The 15,560-nt window shown below is 71.6% G+C and carries 13 protein-coding genes and 1 pseudogene; 6 read left to right on the top strand and 8 right to left on the bottom strand.

Annotated elements, in window-relative coordinates:
• Window positions 1-52 precede the first annotated feature (52 nt).
• From moaA to LNK82_RS26895, 3 genes are all read left to right on the top strand, one after another.
• Window positions 53-1,111 carry a GTP 3',8-cyclase MoaA gene (gene moaA / locus LNK82_RS26905; protein ID WP_230569788.1) on the top strand — a complete coding sequence of 353 codons (1,059 nt, stop codon included), beginning with the start codon at window positions 53-55 and terminating at the stop codon, window positions 1,109-1,111.
• Window position 1,112: 1 nt separating this feature from the next.
• The gene (locus LNK82_RS26900) at window positions 1,113-1,367 is read left to right on the top strand and encodes a MoaD/ThiS family protein (protein WP_230569787.1); all 255 of its coding nucleotides are present in this window, start codon (window positions 1,113-1,115) and stop codon (window positions 1,365-1,367) included.
• A 379-nt stretch (window positions 1,368-1,746) separates the two neighbouring features.
• Window positions 1,747-2,400: a LysM peptidoglycan-binding domain-containing protein gene (locus tag LNK82_RS26895; RefSeq protein WP_230569786.1), complete on the top strand. Its 654-nt coding sequence runs from the start codon at window positions 1,747-1,749 to the stop codon at window positions 2,398-2,400.
• 108 nt (window positions 2,401-2,508) lie between these two features.
• On the opposite strand, the pseudogene LNK82_RS48400 reads toward LNK82_RS26895, so the two are convergent.
• From LNK82_RS48400 to LNK82_RS26870, 4 genes and pseudogenes are all read right to left on the bottom strand, one after another.
• Window positions 2,509-3,416: pseudogene (locus tag LNK82_RS48400) on the bottom strand (molybdenum cofactor biosynthesis protein MoaE).
• Window positions 3,413-3,886 carry a cyclic pyranopterin monophosphate synthase MoaC gene (gene moaC, locus LNK82_RS26880; RefSeq protein ID WP_230569783.1) on the bottom strand — a complete coding sequence of 158 codons (474 nt, stop codon included), beginning with the start codon at window positions 3,884-3,886 and terminating at the stop codon, window positions 3,413-3,415. Before moaC ends, LNK82_RS48400 begins: the two are co-directional and overlap by 4 nt.
• A gap of 10 nt (window positions 3,887-3,896) precedes the next feature.
• Window positions 3,897-5,285 carry an NAD-dependent malic enzyme gene (locus tag LNK82_RS26875; RefSeq protein ID WP_230569782.1) on the bottom strand — a complete coding sequence of 463 codons (1,389 nt, stop codon included), beginning with the start codon at window positions 5,283-5,285 and terminating at the stop codon, window positions 3,897-3,899.
• Window positions 5,286-5,380: 95 nt separating this feature from the next.
• The gene (locus tag LNK82_RS26870) at window positions 5,381-5,566 is read right to left on the bottom strand and encodes a hypothetical protein (RefSeq protein ID WP_077005610.1); all 186 of its coding nucleotides are present in this window, start codon (window positions 5,564-5,566) and stop codon (window positions 5,381-5,383) included.
• A gap of 123 nt (window positions 5,567-5,689) precedes the next feature.
• On the opposite strand from LNK82_RS26870, the gene LNK82_RS26865 reads away from it, so the two are divergent.
• Together LNK82_RS26865 and LNK82_RS26860 are read left to right on the top strand one after the other, a co-directional pair.
• Window positions 5,690-6,280 carry a 3'-5' exonuclease gene (locus LNK82_RS26865; protein WP_230569781.1) on the top strand — a complete coding sequence of 197 codons (591 nt, stop codon included), beginning with the start codon at window positions 5,690-5,692 and terminating at the stop codon, window positions 6,278-6,280.
• Window positions 6,281-6,426: 146 nt separating this feature from the next.
• Entirely contained in the window at window positions 6,427-8,673 is a 2,247-nt protein-coding gene (locus LNK82_RS26860) for a helicase-associated domain-containing protein (RefSeq protein ID WP_230569780.1), read from the top strand.
• A 210-nt stretch (window positions 8,674-8,883) separates the two neighbouring features.
• Here the strand turns inward: LNK82_RS26860 and LNK82_RS26855 are convergent, their stop codons facing one another.
• Genes LNK82_RS26855 through LNK82_RS26840 form a run of 4 tightly spaced genes read right to left on the bottom strand, consistent with a single transcriptional unit; the run spans window position 8,884 to window position 14,028 of the window.
• Window positions 8,884-9,489 carry a GTP-binding protein gene (locus LNK82_RS26855; RefSeq protein WP_230569779.1) on the bottom strand — a complete coding sequence of 202 codons (606 nt, stop codon included), beginning with the start codon at window positions 9,487-9,489 and terminating at the stop codon, window positions 8,884-8,886.
• On the bottom strand, window positions 9,470-10,228 hold the full coding sequence (locus LNK82_RS26850) for a DUF742 domain-containing protein (protein WP_230569778.1): 759 nt from the start codon (window positions 10,226-10,228) through the stop codon (window positions 9,470-9,472). Before LNK82_RS26850 ends, LNK82_RS26855 begins: the two co-directional genes overlap by 20 nt.
• Before the next feature lie 30 nt (window positions 10,229-10,258).
• Window positions 10,259-10,678, bottom strand: a complete 420-nt coding sequence (locus tag LNK82_RS26845; protein WP_033442969.1) for a roadblock/LC7 domain-containing protein — start codon at window positions 10,676-10,678, stop codon at window positions 10,259-10,261.
• Window positions 10,675-14,028 carry a sensor histidine kinase gene (locus LNK82_RS26840; RefSeq protein WP_230569777.1) on the bottom strand — a complete coding sequence of 1,118 codons (3,354 nt, stop codon included), beginning with the start codon at window positions 14,026-14,028 and terminating at the stop codon, window positions 10,675-10,677. The genes LNK82_RS26845 and LNK82_RS26840 overlap by 4 nt, the downstream gene beginning before the upstream one ends.
• Window positions 14,029-14,583: 555 nt before the next feature.
• Between LNK82_RS26840 and LNK82_RS26835 the strand changes: the two genes are divergently transcribed.
• Window positions 14,584-15,450 (top strand): ABC transporter substrate-binding protein, encoded by an 867-nt coding sequence (locus LNK82_RS26835; RefSeq protein WP_230569776.1) that lies wholly within the window; start codon window positions 14,584-14,586, stop codon window positions 15,448-15,450.
• Window positions 15,451-15,560: the final 110 nt, after the last annotated feature.

The following is a 15,560-nucleotide window of genomic DNA, read 5'->3' as shown; positions in this document are numbered from 1 at the left end:
GTCCCCCATTTCCACCAGCACCCACAAGTGTCAGCCGATTACCCTGGCAGGGGTGACAGCTGTCGAGTTGGGGCTACCCGCCGTGCGCGGCAACCCGGACACCTCCGAACGACCGGACTCACCGCTGCTGGTGGACCGGTTCGGCCGGATCGCCACCGACCTGCGCGTGTCGTTGACCGACCGCTGCAACCTGCGGTGCACCTACTGCATGCCCGCCGAGGGCCTGGACTGGCTGCCGAAGCCGGACCTGCTCTCCGACGACGAGCTCACCCGCCTCATCGGCATCGCGGTGACCCGGCTCGGCGTGACCGACATCCGGTTCACCGGCGGCGAGCCGCTGCTGCGGCCCGGCCTGGACGGCGTGATCGCGGCGACCGCGGCGCTCGACCCCCGGCCGCGCATCTCGATGACCACGAACGGGTTGACCTTGGCCAAGCGCGCCGCCGGGTTGGTCGCCGCGGGCCTCGACCGGGTGAACGTCTCGCTCGACACCCTCGACCCCGTGCGCTTCCACCGGCTCACCCGCCGCGACCGGCTGGCGGACGTGTTCGCGGGCCTGGCCGCCGCGCGCGACGCCGGGTTGACGCCGGTCAAGGTGAACACGGTGCTGATGCGCGGCGTGAACGAGGACGAGGCCGTGCCGCTGCTGCGCCACTGCCTGGAGCAGGGCTACCAGCTGCGGTTCATCGAGCAGATGCCGCTGGACCCGCAGCACGGCTGGAAGCGCGAGGACATGGTGACCGCCGAGGAGATCCTCGAGTCCCTGAGCACCGGGTTCACCCTGACGCCCGAGCCGGGCGAGCGGGGCGGCGCGCCCGCCGAGCGGTGGCTGGTGGACGGCGGGCCGGCCGTGGTCGGCGTGATCGCGTCGGTCACCCGGCCGTTCTGCGCGGCGTGCGACCGGACCAGGCTCACCGCCGACGGCCAGGTGCGGAACTGCCTGTTCAGCCAGTCGGAGACGGACCTGAGGGCGTTGCTGCGCGGTGGCGCGTCGGACGAGGACATCGCGCACGTGTGGCGCGGCAACTCGTGGGCCAAGGCCGCCGGGCACGGCATCAACTCGGCCGGGTTCAGCCAGCCCGACCGGCCCATGAGCGCGATCGGAGGGTGAGGTGCGGCTGACGGTGCGGTACTTCGCGGGCGCGCGGGCGGCGGTGGGCGTGTCGGAGGAGAGCTTCGAGCTGCCCGGCGACGCGGCCACGGTGCAGGCGGCGATCGAGGCGGTCCGGAGCCGGCACGGCGCGAAAGCGGCCCGCGTGCTGCCCGCGTGCAGCTACCTGTTGGACGGTGTGGCCGTTCGCGATCATGACACGGCCGTGTGTTCCGGGGCGCAACTCGACGTGTTGCCACCCTTCGCCGGCGGATGAGGCTTCTCCACTCTTGCGGCTTAATACGTGAGCTAAACCTCACTTACGGTGATTGATCTCGGCGAATCTCGGAACGGAAACAGACCGGTAACGGTGCCCTGAGCAGGCTAAACGGGTCGCTCGGGGAGTCACTCGGTCGCGTTACAGTGATGTGCGTCACATGGCAGATCATTTGGCGCGAGCCTCCCGGTTACGTACCGTCGCTTCTCGGTTGGCCCCGACCGACCAGAGCTAGACCGGGACGCCTCGCACCGAACCTGTCCAACGGTGTCCCGGAACACCCCCGAGCGAGAGACAACCACCGGACAGGGATCAAGCCGAACGGCGCACCGGGCCCGAACCCGAGCCGGACGCGCAGGTGCGGGTGGACGAGAGGGAAATGGCTTCTTACCGAGGCAAGCACCGTCCGACCACCAGTTCCACCGCCCGGAGCATCGCGAAGGTCGCCGTCGCCGGCGTCATCGTCGGAGCCCCGCTGGCCATGGCCGCCGGCACCGCCAACGCGCAGTCCGGCGTCAACTGGGACGCGGTCGCCGCGTGTGAGAGTGGCGGCAACTGGAGCATCAACACCGGCAACGGCTATTACGGCGGCCTGCAGTTCCTGCCGTCCACGTGGACCGCGCACGGTGGTTCCGGAATGCCCCACCAGGCTTCCCGCGAGGAGCAGATCCGCGTCGCCGAGAACGTGATGAAGACCCAGGGCATCGGCGCCTGGCCCGTCTGCGGGCCCAAGGGCCTCGGCGGCGCCCCCGCGCCCGCCAGGACCGCCCCGGCCCCGGCGCAGCCGCGCCAGGCCGCCCCCGCGCCGGTCCAGCAGGCCGCGCCGGTCCAGGAGGCCCCCGCTCCCGTGACCGTGGCGCTGCCGTCCTCCAACCCGAACGGCGACTACGAGATCAAGGCGGGCGACAGCCTGTCGAAGATCGCGGAGGAGCTGAAGGTCGAAGGCGGCTGGGCCAAGCTGCACGAGCTGAACAAGCAGTTCATCCCGAACGCCGACCTCATCCTGCCGGGTCACAAGATCGCCACCAAGTGATCTGTGGCCGGCGCGAGTCGGTGCACGACGGAACAGGGACCCCGGACCGCCCCCCTCGGCGATCCGGGGTCCCCGACCCGTTTCCGGACCGAGTTGCCCCGCCCCTGGTCAGGGCATGTTGACCCACTCGTCGGTGCCGTCGGTGAAGACCTGGCGCTTCCACACCGGCAGCCGCCGCTTCACCTCGTCGACAAGTTCCGAGCACACCGCGAACGCCTCACCCCGGTGGTCGGCCGACACGGCGCAGGCCAGCGCCACGTCCCCGATCGCCAGCGGACCGACCCGGTGCGACACGGCGACGGCGCGCACGCCCTCGAACCGCGCCACCACGTCCGCCGCCACCTCGGCCACCACCGCGCCGGCCGTCGGGTGCCCGACGTACTCCAGCTCGCGCACCGAACGCCCGTGGTCGTGGTCGCGCACCACCCCGGCGAACGTCACCACCGCGCCCGCCGACGCGTGCTCCACGAGCTTGGCGTGCTCGTCCACGGACAGCGGCTGATCGCTGACGGTCGCGCGCAGGACCTCGGTCATGCGTGGTCACCTCCGGACACCTGGTCGACGGCGTGCTCCAGCACGGTCGCGAGCACGTCCAGCCCGTCGCGCACCCCGCCGGTCGAGCCCGGCAGGTTCACCACGAGCGTGCGGCCCGCCACACCGGCCACCCCGCGCGACAGCACGGACGTCGGCACGCGTGGCCAGCCTGACATGCGGATGGCGTCGGCCACACCCGGCACCTCGAAGTCCAGCACCGACCTGGTCGCCTCCGGCGTGCGGTCGGTGGGGCTGACGCCCGTGCCACCGGTCGTGATGACGACCGCGACGCCGTCCGCCACGGCCGCCCGCAGCGCCTCGGCCACCGGCTCGCCGTCCGGCACGACCACCGGGTCGGGCACGTCGTAGGACCGCTCCCGCAGCCACGCCACGATGATCGGCCCGCCGCGGTCGGCGTACACGCCGGCGGACGCCCGGTTCGACGCCGTGATCACCCGCGCGGTCCGGGGCGCGGTCGTCACGGGCGCTCCCACAGGCCGGTCTTGCCGCCTTCCTTGCGCTCGACCCGCACCGCGTCCAGCGACGCGGCCGGGTCGACCGCCTTCACCATGTCGTGCAGCGTCAGCCCGGCCACCGACACGGCCGTCAACGCCTCCATCTCCACGCCCGTGCGGTCCGTCGTGCGGACGGTCGCGGTGATGCGCACCTCGGCGTCACCGAGCACGAGGTCCACCTTGACCCCGGACAACGCGATCGGGTGACACAGCGGCACCAGCTCCCAGGTCCGCTTGGCCGCCATGATCCCGGCGATGCGGGCCGTGGCCAGGGCGTCGCCCTTCGGCAGGCCGTCGCTGCCCAGCAACGCCACCACCTCGTCCGTCGTGCGCAGGACACCGGACGCCACCGCCGTGCGCGTGGTCGGCTCCTTCTCGGACACGTCGACCATGCGTGCCGCGCCGGCGGCGTCCAGGTGGGTGAACTGGTTGCTCATACCCGCGATGCTAGGCGGATTCGGTGGCGGCCTTCCGGACCGCCTCGGCGACCGCGGGCGCGACCGAGGTGTCGAACACGCTGGGCACGATGAACGACGCGTTGAGGCGTTCGCCGTCGACCACGTCGGCGATGGCGTTGGCCGCCGCGATCAGCATCGAGTCCGTGATCGTGCGGGCGTGGGCGTCGAGCAGGCCGCGGAACACGCCCGGGAACGCCAGCACGTTGTTGATCTGGTTCGGGAAGTCGCTGCGCCCGGTGGCCACGACGGCGGCGTGCTTCTGCGCCTCCATCGGGTCGATCTCCGGGTCCGGGTTCGCCAGCGCGAACACGATCGCGTCGCTGTTCATCGTGGCGACCTGCTCGGCGCCGAACAGGTTCGGGGCCGACACGCCGATGAACACGTCCGCGCCGACCAGCGCGTCGTGCAGCCGGCCGCTGACGTTCTCCTTGTTGGTCGACGCGGCGACGGACTTCAGGTTGTCGTCCAGCCCCGGCCGGTCGCGGTGCACGATGCCGTCCACGTCGACCGCCACCACGTCGCCGGGCTCCTGCTTGAGCAGCAGCCGGATGATCGCGCTGCCCGCCGCGCCGACGCCGCACACCACGACCTTGCAGTCGGTGATCTTCTTGCCGACCACGCGCAGGGCGTTGCGCAGCGCGCCGACCACGACGATCGCGGTGCCGTGCTGGTCGTCGTGGAAGACCGGGATGTCCAGCTTCTCCCGCAACCGCGCCTCGATCTCGAAGCAGCGGGGCGCGGCGATGTCCTCCAGGTTGATGCCGCCGTAGACCGGCGCGATCAGCTCGACCGCGCGGATGATCTCCTCGGTGTCCTGGGTGTCCAGGCAGACCGGCCAGGCGTCGACGCCGGCGAACTTCTTGAACAGCGCGGCCTTGCCCTCCATCACGGGCAGCGCGGCGGCCGGGCCGATGTTGCCGAGGCCGAGCACGGCCGAGCCGTCGGTGACCACGGCGACCGTGTTGCGCTTGATGGTGAGCCGGCGGGCGTCGTCCGGGTTCTCCGCGATGGCCATGCAGACGCGGGCGACGCCGGGCGTGTAGGCGCGGGAGAGGTCGTCGCGGTTGCGCAGCGGCACCTTGGACGAGATCTCGATCTTGCCGCCGAGGTGGACCAGGAACGTCCGGTCGGACACCTTGCGGACCACGATCCCGGGCAGCAGCTCCAGGGTGTCGGTGATGTCCTTGGCGTGGTTGGCCGACAGCGCGTTGCAGGTGAGGTCGATGATCACCCGGTCCGTGTGCGACTCGACGACGTCGAACGCGGTGATCACGCCGCCCGCCCGGCCGACGGCCGAGGTGAGGTCGCCGGCGGCCGACGCCGATGGCGGGGCCTCCAGCCGGACGGTGATCGAGTAACCAGGGCCGGGGACCGGCATCGAACCTCCCAGAACAGCACAGCTCAAGAGGGGGTCGAGCGTAGTCCGCGCAGATATACGGAACGCGCGCGGCTCGACGGCCGCGCGCATCCGGGCTAGCGGTTGATCTCCGTCACGGGGTGGTGGTAGCCGAGCTCTTCGACCGGCAGCGGGAAGGTGACCTTGCCGAACGGGGACAACGCGCCCTGCACGTCGCTGGCCAGCTCGGACACCGCGTACTTGCCGTCGGCGGGCGGCTCCGGCCAGTGCGGGTCGATGCGCTCGGGGCGGGCCTTGGCCACGGTTCCTCCTCGGTCGTGCCTTCGTCGGGACAAGTGTGCCTCATCCGTCCTGGTGACGACGCGCGGTGCCCGGCGGCGAAAAGCGAGAGCCACGTCACGGGTGTGATCCCTACCCTCGTGCCGGTGAGCGACACGACGGCACTGCTCAACGTGGTCGACATCGAGGCCACGTGCTGGCCGGGCGACCCGCCGCCCGGCCAGGTCAGCGAGATCATCGAGATCGGCCTGACCACGGTCGACCCGGCGTCGGGCGAACGGGTCGGCAAGCACCGGATCCTGGTCCGGCCGCGGCGTTCCGCCGTCAGCCCGTTCTGCACCGAGCTGACCGGCCTGACGCAGGCGGAGGTGGACACCGGCGTGGACTTCGCCGAGGCGTGCCGACAACTGGCCGTCGAGCACCGGGCGGGTTCGCGGCCGTGGGCGAGCTGGGGCGACTACGACCGCAAGCAGTTCGCGCGGCAGTGCCAGGCGACGGGCGTGCCGTACCCGTTCGGGAACCGGCACTGGAACGCGAAGCTGGTGTTCGCCCAGGCGCACGGCCTGCGGAAACGTCCGGGGATGGCGCAGGCCCTGACGATCGCCGACCTGCCGCTGGAGGGCAGGCACCACTCCGGCGCGGACGACGCGTGGAACATCGCCGCCCTGGTCCTGCACCTGACCGGTCGCGACGCCTGGCCCACCGCCCCGACCACCGGCCCCGAGGATTACCGGTAGGGGCACCGAACCACCCACCAGCCCTCATCCTGCTGATCTGCCCGTCCGGCGAGGACATGCTTCCCCACCACACACCCGAACCGAACCCCGGTGTTACCGGGGGCTGGGCGGCCCGGTGCGGGTGGTCGGCATATACCGTGGTGAGGATGTCCGGCACGACCCTCGCCGAGTGGCTGCGGGCGCAGGACGACTCCGCGCTCGTGGCGCTGCTGCGCGCCCGGCCGGACCTGGCCACGCCCCCGCCGGCGGACACGACCGTGCTCGCCACCCGCATCGGGTCGCGGGCCTCCGTGGCGCGGGCCTGCGAAGACCTCGACACGCTGACGTTGACGGTCCTCGAAGCGCTGCTCGTGCTGGACGCCGACCTCACGCCGGTCGGCCGCAGCGCCGTGCAGGAGCTGTTCGGCCCGACCGACATCAGCGCGCCCCTCGACGCGCTCCGCGCCCGTGCCCTGCTCTGGGGCGGCGACCACGCGCTCAGCACCCCGCCCGCCACCCGTGACGCGGTCAACCCGTTCCCCTGCGGCCTGGGCCGCTCGGTGCCCCGCCTCGCCACCGCCGACCTCACCGCCCTCGACCCCGACGAGCACCGCGTCCTGCAGACCCTCGCAGCCGGTCCGCCGGTCGGCCAGACCAAGGACGCCGCGCAGGTCGTCTCCCTCGCCAACGCCCGCACGCCGATCCAGAAGCTGCTCGCCCGCGGCCTGCTGGTCCGGCGGGACGCGCAGACCGTCGAGCTGCCCCGCGAGATCGGCCTGAAGGTCCGGGGCGACCGACCGCTCGGCGCGATCCAGACCACCGAACCGCCGCTCACCACGTTCCGCCGCGACCCGTCCGACGTCGACCACACCGGCGGCGGGGAGGCGTTGGAGCTCTGCCGGCACGTCGAGACGCTGCTCAAGAGCTGGTCGGAGGACCCGCCGGCGGTGCTGAGGTCGGGCGGTGTCGGCGTGCGGGAGCTGCGCAAGCTCGCCAAGGACCTCGACGTGGACGAGCGGCGGGCCGCGCTGCTGGTCGAGCTGGTCGTCAACGCGGGCCTGGTCGCCGACACGGAGGGCGTCGAGCCCGAGTGGGTGCCGACCACGCAGACCGACGCGTGGCTGGTCGCCGCACCCGAGCACCGCTGGGCGACGCTCGCGCAGGCGTGGCTCGACCTGCCCCGCCTGCCCGGGCTGATCGGGCGGCGCGACGACCGGGACCGGCTGCTCAACCCGCTGGCGCCGGAGCTGAACCGGCCGGGCGCGCCCCGCGACCGCAAGCGCATCCTCGAAGCGCTGGCCGCATTGGAGCCGGGCACCGCCGTGATCGAGCCCGACGAGCTGGCCGCCGTGCTGGCGTGGCGGGCGCCCCGGCGTGGCGGACGGCTGCGCGACGAGCTGGTGCGGTGGACCGTGGACGAGGGCACGCAGGTCGGCGTCCTCGCGCACAACGCCGTCACCGCGCAGGGCCGCACGCTGCTGTCCGAGGGGCCGGGCGCGGCGGCGAAGCGGCTGGGCGACGCGCTGCCCGCGCCGGTCGACCACGTGCTGGTGCAGGCCGACCTGACCGTCGTCGCGCCCGGGCGGTTGGACCCGGAGCTGGCGGACGAGATCGCGCTGGTCGCGGACGTCGAGTCGGCCGGCAGCGCCACGGTGTACCGGGTGCGTGAGGGCTCGGTGCGGCGGGCGTTCGACGCCGGGCGCAGCGCCGCCGACCTGCACGAGCTGTTCAAGACCCGGTCGCGCACGCCGGTGCCGCAGTCGTTGACGTACCTGATCGACGACGCGGCGCGCAAGCACGGCCGGTTGCGGGGCGGTGCGGCCGGGTCGTTCCTGCGCTGCGACGACCCCGTGCTGATCACCGAGGTGATGTCGCACGCGGAGGCCGAGCGGTTGGCGCTGCGCAAGATCGCGCCGACCGTGCTGGTCAGCCCGTTGCCGCTGGCGGAGGTGCTGGACGGGTTGCGCGGCGCCGGCTTCGCTCCCGCCGCGGAGGGCCCGGACGGTCACGTGCTGGACCTGCGGGCCGGTGGCCGGCGGATCGCGGGCAAGGGGCGGCGACGGCCGGTGCAGCCGGGTGCGCCGTCGGACGAGCAGTTGGACGAGCTGGTGCGGCTGGTGCGGGCGGGCGACCGTGCGGCGACGACCACCGGCGGTGCGCGGGTCTCGGTGCCGGGTCACCTGGGCGCGGGACCTTCGGCCACGCTCGCATTGCTGCAACGGGCGGCTCGGGAGGGTCGCAGCGTGCTGGTCGACTTCGTGGACAGCCATGGCACCGCCGCCCGTCGGGTGATCACGCCGCAGGTCGTGGGCGGTGGTGTGCTGGAGGGCGTCGACGTCAGCTACGGCGAGGTCCGCCGGTTCCCCCTGCACCGCATCACGTCCGCCGCCCTGGTCGAGGGTGACGGCGCGTAATACCCGTTCGGCAGTGATGATCACCTGATCGGTGAACCCGCAACGCCTTAGCGTCGAGTCGCGGCGCTCGCGCCACACATCACCGTGCGTCGAACGGCCGGGCCACCCCCGCCTGCTCGGGCACGTCGAAGGGCGGCCTCCTACGAGGAGACCGCCCTTCGGCGCGAAAGCCGTCAGATCAATGCGCACACCGATCGACCACGAGACCGATCAACCGGCGCGGACCGACATCCACTGCCGCATGGCGTGCTCCACCAACGTGATCAGCGTCTGCTTGGTCGACTGCCGGTTCCGCGCGTCACACGTCACTATCGGCACCGACTGGTCGATCGTGAGCGCCTCGCGAACGTCCTCGATGCGGTGGTGCAGCAACCCGTCGAAGCAGTTGACCCCGACCACGTACGGCAACTGCCGATCGTCGAAGAAGTCGATCGACGCGAACGCATCGGCCAACCGGCGCGTGTCCACCAGCACGATCGCACCGATCGCGCCCTTCACCAGGTCGTCCCACATGAACCAGAACCGGTGCTGGCCCGGTGTGCCGAACAAGTACAGGATCAGATCCTGGTCCAACGACACCCGACCGAAGTCCATGGCCACCGTCGTGGTGACCTTGTTCGGCGTGGCCGAGAGGTCGTCCACCCCGGCACTGGCCTCGGTCATCACCGCTTCGGTGGTCAGCGGAACGATCTCCGACACGGAACCGACGAACGTAGTCTTGCCCACGCCGAAGCCACCGGCCACCACGATCTTCGCGGAGGTCGTCGGCTTCCGTTCGCCATCGGCCGCGTTGGGGCTAGAGCCTGCGAAGCCCACTGAGCACCCTCTCAAGGAAATCAATGGACGGCTTGTCCCCCGTGATCAAGCCACCCTGATGAATCAAAACCAAACCCATGCTCGCCATGTCGCCGATCAACACCCTGGCCACGCCGAGCGGGAGCCGGAGGTGGGCGGCGACCTCGGCCACCGACCTGGTGTCGGTGCACAGCCCGCAGATCGACCGGTGCTCGGGGAGCACCGCCGCGTCGCGTTCGAGACCCCGCTCGCTGGTCGACACCAGCGCCTCGATCGCGAGGTCGTAGTCGGGCCGGGTCCGGCCACCGGTCCGGGTGTACGGGCGGACCAGCGACCCGGACTCCGCCGCCGGGTTCTCCTCGCGCCGCACGACCGGCTGAGGGCCCGTCGTGTAGGGCACCTGTTCCGGCACGCTGTCCGGCAGGCCGTGCGCGCCGAAGAGATCGGCTCCCGGACCACCGAACAGGCCGCTGCCGTACCCGTCGATGTCGAACCGGTTGGGAACGTCGTCGTAGTCGTACGACGAGTCGTCAACCTCACGCTGAGACATATCGCCTTGCCCCTGCCCTGTGCCTTCGACCCGTGACCGCTGCGCCTGCTCCGCCCGGCGGCCTCGCCACGAGTTGGGTGCGTCCTCGGCTTCCTCGTCCTGTGCGGGGTCGGCATCCGGCTCAGCGAATTGGAAGCCGCCGACCGCCCACTCCTGGTAGTTGAAGTTCCTACCGAAGCGTCGGCCGCCGGCGCCAGATCGTTCAGCCATTTACCTTCACCCCCACGATCTCATGAGGATCTACCGCCGAACCACGCCCTGGAGCTGCGCGCGCAGCTCCGGGGTGAGCTGCTGGCCCACGCGCTCGACCAGCAACGTCATCTCGTACGCGACGAGGCCGATGTCGCAGTTCGGGGCCGCGAGCACCGCGAGGCACGACCCGTCGCTGATCGACATCAGGAACAGGTAGCCCCGTTCCATCTCGACCACGGTCTGGTTGACCGTGCCCGCCTCGAAGCACCGCGCCGCGCCCGCCGTGAGGCTGACGAGCCCGGATGCCACGGCGGACAGCTGTTCCGCGCGGTCGCGGGGCAGGCCCTGCGAGCCGGCGAGCAACAGCCCGTCCGCCGACACGACCACGGAATGTGCCACACCGGGAACCCGGCGCACGAAGTCGGTGATAAGCCAACCAAAGCTGCCTGGCTGAGCTGCGGTCGTCACTCCTGCTCCTCGTCTTGCCGGCTCGACATGTCACCAGCGTAAGCGTCGATCAAAGCGTGTCGCCCTCGACGGACGCCCTGCTGAAGACTCGACATGCGTCCACGGATCGCGTCAGCCGATCGTGGTGGCAGCGGGGGCCGCTGCGGTTGCCGCTCCGAGGCCGTCGGCTTCGGTGCGGCGGATCCCGGCACAAGTTGAGCCTTGGGCACCCGCTTGGGCAAACCCGCTTGTGTCGTGGTCTCGGGCGCCTTGTTCAGCAAGGCCTGTGCCGCCTGCCAACCCTCGTCGGCGGGGGACTCCCACACCGCCTCGGCGGCAGGTGCGGCCGGCTCGGGTTCGGCGACCGGTTCGGGCTCGGTCACGCGGGACACCTCCGCGGCGCGCTTGGGCAGGTTGTTGGGCGATCCGGGCCGCCGCTTGGGCAGCCCGCCCTCGGTCAGACTAGTGCCCTCGGCGCGATCGGTCGTCGCTTCGCCCCGCTGGGGCAGCGCACCGCCCTCCTGCTCGCGCTGGGGCTGGGCGTGGTGGCCCGAGTCGAGCAGGCCGCGCGACGGCAGCGGGTCGGCGGACGTGGTGGGCGCGACCGGCGGGATCGGGCGCGGCCTGCGGGTCGGCAGCACCGACTCGGCGGGCGCGGCGCGCTCCGGCTCGGCGGCCGGCGCCGGTGGCACCGCCTGCGCGGTCGCCGCCGACGTCTCGCTGCCCACGGCCTGGAACCACTGGGAGAGGACCGCCTCGTAGATCGGCAGCCGCTCGGTCGGCGCGTCCAAGTCGCGATCGATCTCCCTGGCCGCGGGCGCGGCCTGCGGGGCCGAGCCGTTGCGGTGCGCGGGCTCGGGCTCCGGTGCGGGCTCGGGCTCGATGAGGAAGCCGCTGTCCAGCGGCGCGAACTGGGTGGTCTCGAAGCCGTGCTCGTAGTCGGCGTCGTGCTCGGAGCGGTCCTCGTAGGCGGTGAACAGGGTCGGCTCGCCGAACGAGCCCTCCGGCTCCCGCTCCACGTCGCGCTCGTCCGCGGGCCGCATCCACGACTGCGACACCTCGGCGGGGGACTCCTCGGGAGCCTGCCCGAACGCCGGCGCCTCGCCGAAGGCGGGCACGCGGGCCGGGTCCTGCTCGCCCTGGCCCTGCACGAAGCTCACCGGGAACGCCGGCTCGTCCTCGATGCGCGGCATGCTCGGGAAGCTCGAGTCGTCGTCCAGGCGGGACACCGTGCCGGTGCCGAACGCGCCGGCGATGCCGGACGCGCGCTGCGCCGTCGTCCCGAACCCGGAGTCGCCGAACCCGGCGGAGTCGCCGAACCCGGAGTCCGCGTAACCGGAGTCGCCGAACGCCGAGGCGGGCTCGGCGCCCATCGGGGAGCCCATCGAGCCGGGCGAGGCGACCAGCGTGTCGGGCACGAGCACGAGCGCGGTGGTGCCGCCCTCGATGTCCTCGTTCGACCGCAGCCGCACCTTGATGTCGTGCCGCTTGGCCAGCCGCGCGACCACGTACAGGCCCATCCGGCGGGACACCGCGACGTCCACGTCCGGCGGGTCGGCCAGCCGCTCGTTGGCGTCGTTGATCTCCTGCTCGCCCATGCCGACGCCGCGGTCCTGGATCTCGATCGCCAGCTCGCCCTTGCGGGTGCGGGCGGTGCGCACGGTGACCTTCGTCACCGGGTCGGAGAACGCGGTGGCGTTGTCCAGCAGCTCCGCGATCAGGTGCACGAGGTCGTTGACCGCGCGGCCCTGGACGGTGAGCTCGGGGGTCTGGCCGACCTGCACCCGGGCGTACTGCTCGACCTCGGACACCGCGGCGCCGAGCACCTCGGCCGCCGGGACCGGGCGGGTCAGCCGCCGGGACAGGTCCGTGCCGGACAGGACCAGCAGGTTCTCGCTGTTGCGCCGCATGCGGGTGGCGAGGTGGTCCAGCTCGAACAGGCTGGCCAGCTGGTCGGGGTCCTGCTCGTCCTGCTCGAGCCGGTCGATCAGGTTCAGCTGGCGCTCGACCAGGGCCTGCGAGCGGCGGGACAGGTTGACGAACATCGAGTTGACGTTGTCGCGCAGCAGGGCCTGCTCGGCGGCCAGCCGCACGGCCTCGCCGTGCACCGCGTCGAACGCCCGGGCCACCTGGCCGACCTCTTCGCGGGTGGTGATCGGCACCGGCGCGATGGCCGTCTTCGCCGCTTCCTGCGGGTTCGGGTCGGCGAGGATCCGGTTGACCGCCTCGGGCAGGCCGTGGTCGGCCACCGCGAGCGCGGTGCGGCGCAGCGTGCGCAGGGGGTTGAGGATCGAGCGGGCCACGAACAGCGCCATGACCAGGGCCAGCAGCAACGCGCCCAGCACGATGCCGGAGTCGCGGAACGCCGCGGCGCGGGCCACGCCGGTCAGCTCGTCGGTGCGGTTCTGCAGCTGCTCCAGCAGCAGGTTCTCCACGTCCCGGGTGAGGTTCACGGTCAGCGTGGACGCGATGTCCCACTTCTCCGGGCGCAGCGACGTCATCGGCTTGTCGGCGGCGGCCAGGTTCAGCGCCGTCTCCTGCATGTCGTTCGCGGTGTCGACGATGAGACCGGTGACGGTGTCGTCGTAGATCTTGGCCTGGTCGGCCGTCGCGGACTTGCGGAAGTCGTTGCGGGCCGCGTCCAGCTCGGCGTTCGCGGCCAGCAGCTGCCGTTCCTGGCCCGGACCGAACTGGCCGCGCTGGAAGACGTCGAGCATGATGCCGCGCTTGCGCGACTCCTGCTCCTTGATGCGGGCGATCGCGTTGGTCGCCAGGTGCAGCCGCACGAGCTCGGGCTCGTTGATGCCCGCGATGGCCTGCTCGCCGAGGTCGAGGAGGCTCTCCACGGACTCGGAGTAGGTGCGCATCACGGCGTCGGACGGGTACTGCGTCTCGCGGACCGCGTTGCGGAGGCTGTTGAGCCGGTTGAGCTGGCTGGACGCCCGGCGGAACCGGGTCACCACCTCGTCGTCGAGGTCGGCGCTGAGGTCCACGATCTTGGCGTTGAGGGCCTGGACGGTGTCCTCGACGCGGCGCAGCTGGCGGTCGAGGACCACGCGGTCGAGCTGCTTGCCGGACGCCACGTGGCTCGCGCTCAGGTCGCGCTCGCGCTGCAACTGCTGCACCAGGTCGGCGACCGCCGACTCCAGCTGGATCTGGTTCGCGAGCCGGTTGAGGTCGGCCGCGTCGGCGAGGTCGGAGTTCACGCGCAGGCCGCCGAGCGCGACCGCGGCGATGGTCGGGATCAGCAGGACGGCCGTCAGCTTGGTGGGCAGTCGCCAGTTGCGCAGGCGCCAGCCGGCCGTGCGGGTCGGCTGGACCCGTCCGGCCGCGGTCGAGCCCGTCGTCGTCGGCCCCGTTTGCTCGGTCACAGTTCCATCACTCAGCGCAACCAGTCCGTCACCCGTTCCGGGCCTTTCGGAGCGCGGTGTAATCCCCACGCCTGACTGGCTGGGACCTCTCTCTCGACGGGCCACCCTGGGCTTCCTCTTCCGGCAGCAGTGGTTCCGGCCTCTCCCCCGCGGACCGAAGCATGGACTCGAATTCGGGCCGAATTGCAGCACAGGAGCGGTGGTGCCGGCTAGTCACCCCCACCCCGCGCGGGGACACGACGGTCTGCGACGACCTGTGCCACCAGCCGGGGAGCGTAGTGCTCGACCCCAGCTCCCGGGAAGACTCCGGAAGCACTCACCGTATCGGAGCAGGGCTGTCGTTTCATACCTCCGGGTGGTTACCATCCCGGGCATCGACAAGTGCGTCGACAAATTCGTTGATCAAAAGACCCCGCTCTCGAGGTCATCCCGGCGAGAGGTGCCATGCCTACCCCAGCGCGTGTTCTGCGACGTGCGGCAGCGTTGTTCGCTTGTGCCGCCACCTTGACGGCGTGCGGACTGATCCCCGGCACCGACGGGAACAGCCGCCCCGACGTGGAACGCAACACACTGCGCATCGGCGTGCTGCCGGTGGTGGACGTGGCGCCGCTGCGCCTCGCGTTCAACAACAAGCTGTTCGAGAAGGCCGGGCTGCAGGTGCAGCTGGTTCCGCTGAACAACGAGCTCGAGGGCGTCGAGCAGCTCGACACCACGCTGGACCTGACCTGGGCGACGCACGTCACGCTGTTCCGCAGCTACGCCGACGGCACCGAGCTGCAGCTGCAGGGCGAGGCGTACCAGGCGGGCGCGAACACCATGGCGCTGGTCACGCTCGACCCGAACTACGACAGCCCCGGCAAGCTGCCCAACCCGCGCATCGCCGTGCCCTCGGCCGGTGACGTCGGCGCGCTGACCACGAAGGCCGTGCTCAAGACGGCGGGCGTGGAGAAGCAGCGGATCAGGCCGGCCGAGATGCCGTTCGAGCAGATGGTCACCGCGATGCAGGCCAAGCAGGTCGACGCGGCGTGGATGACCGAGCCGTACATCACGCAGGCCCAGGCGGGGGCCGGCGCGCGCATCCTCACCGACACCGCCGTCGGCCCGACCAAGGACTTCCCCATGTCCGGGTACGCGTCGAGCAAGAAGTTCGCCGAGGGCAACCCGCGCACGCTGGCCCTGTTCCGGCAGGTCCTGCGGGACGCGCAGGAGGCCGCGTCGAACGACAAGCTGTCCGTGCAGAACGCGCTGACCGGCTACATGGACGTCGACCAGCAGACCGCGGCGCTGGTGTCGGTCGGCACGTTCCCGCTGTCGCTCAACCCGGTCCGGCTGCAGCGCGTGGCCGACATGATGGACACCGAAGAGGTGCTGAAGGAGCGGTTGGACGTCGGCGGGTTGTTGCCGCCTGGAACCACCAACTGACTCACCGTCAGCGAAACCGGTTTCAAAAGGGGCCTTCCCATTGCGGGAAGGCCCCCTTTTTTTCGATTTCCGCGTCGGTTGGAACTCGATCCGGTGGCGAACCCGTCACG

It is taken from the genome of Saccharothrix luteola (genome assembly GCF_020859565.1).
Taxonomy (GTDB): Bacteria; Actinomycetota; Actinomycetes; order Mycobacteriales; family Pseudonocardiaceae; genus Actinosynnema; species Actinosynnema luteola.
This window is presented reverse-complemented; position numbering and strand designations above follow the sequence as displayed.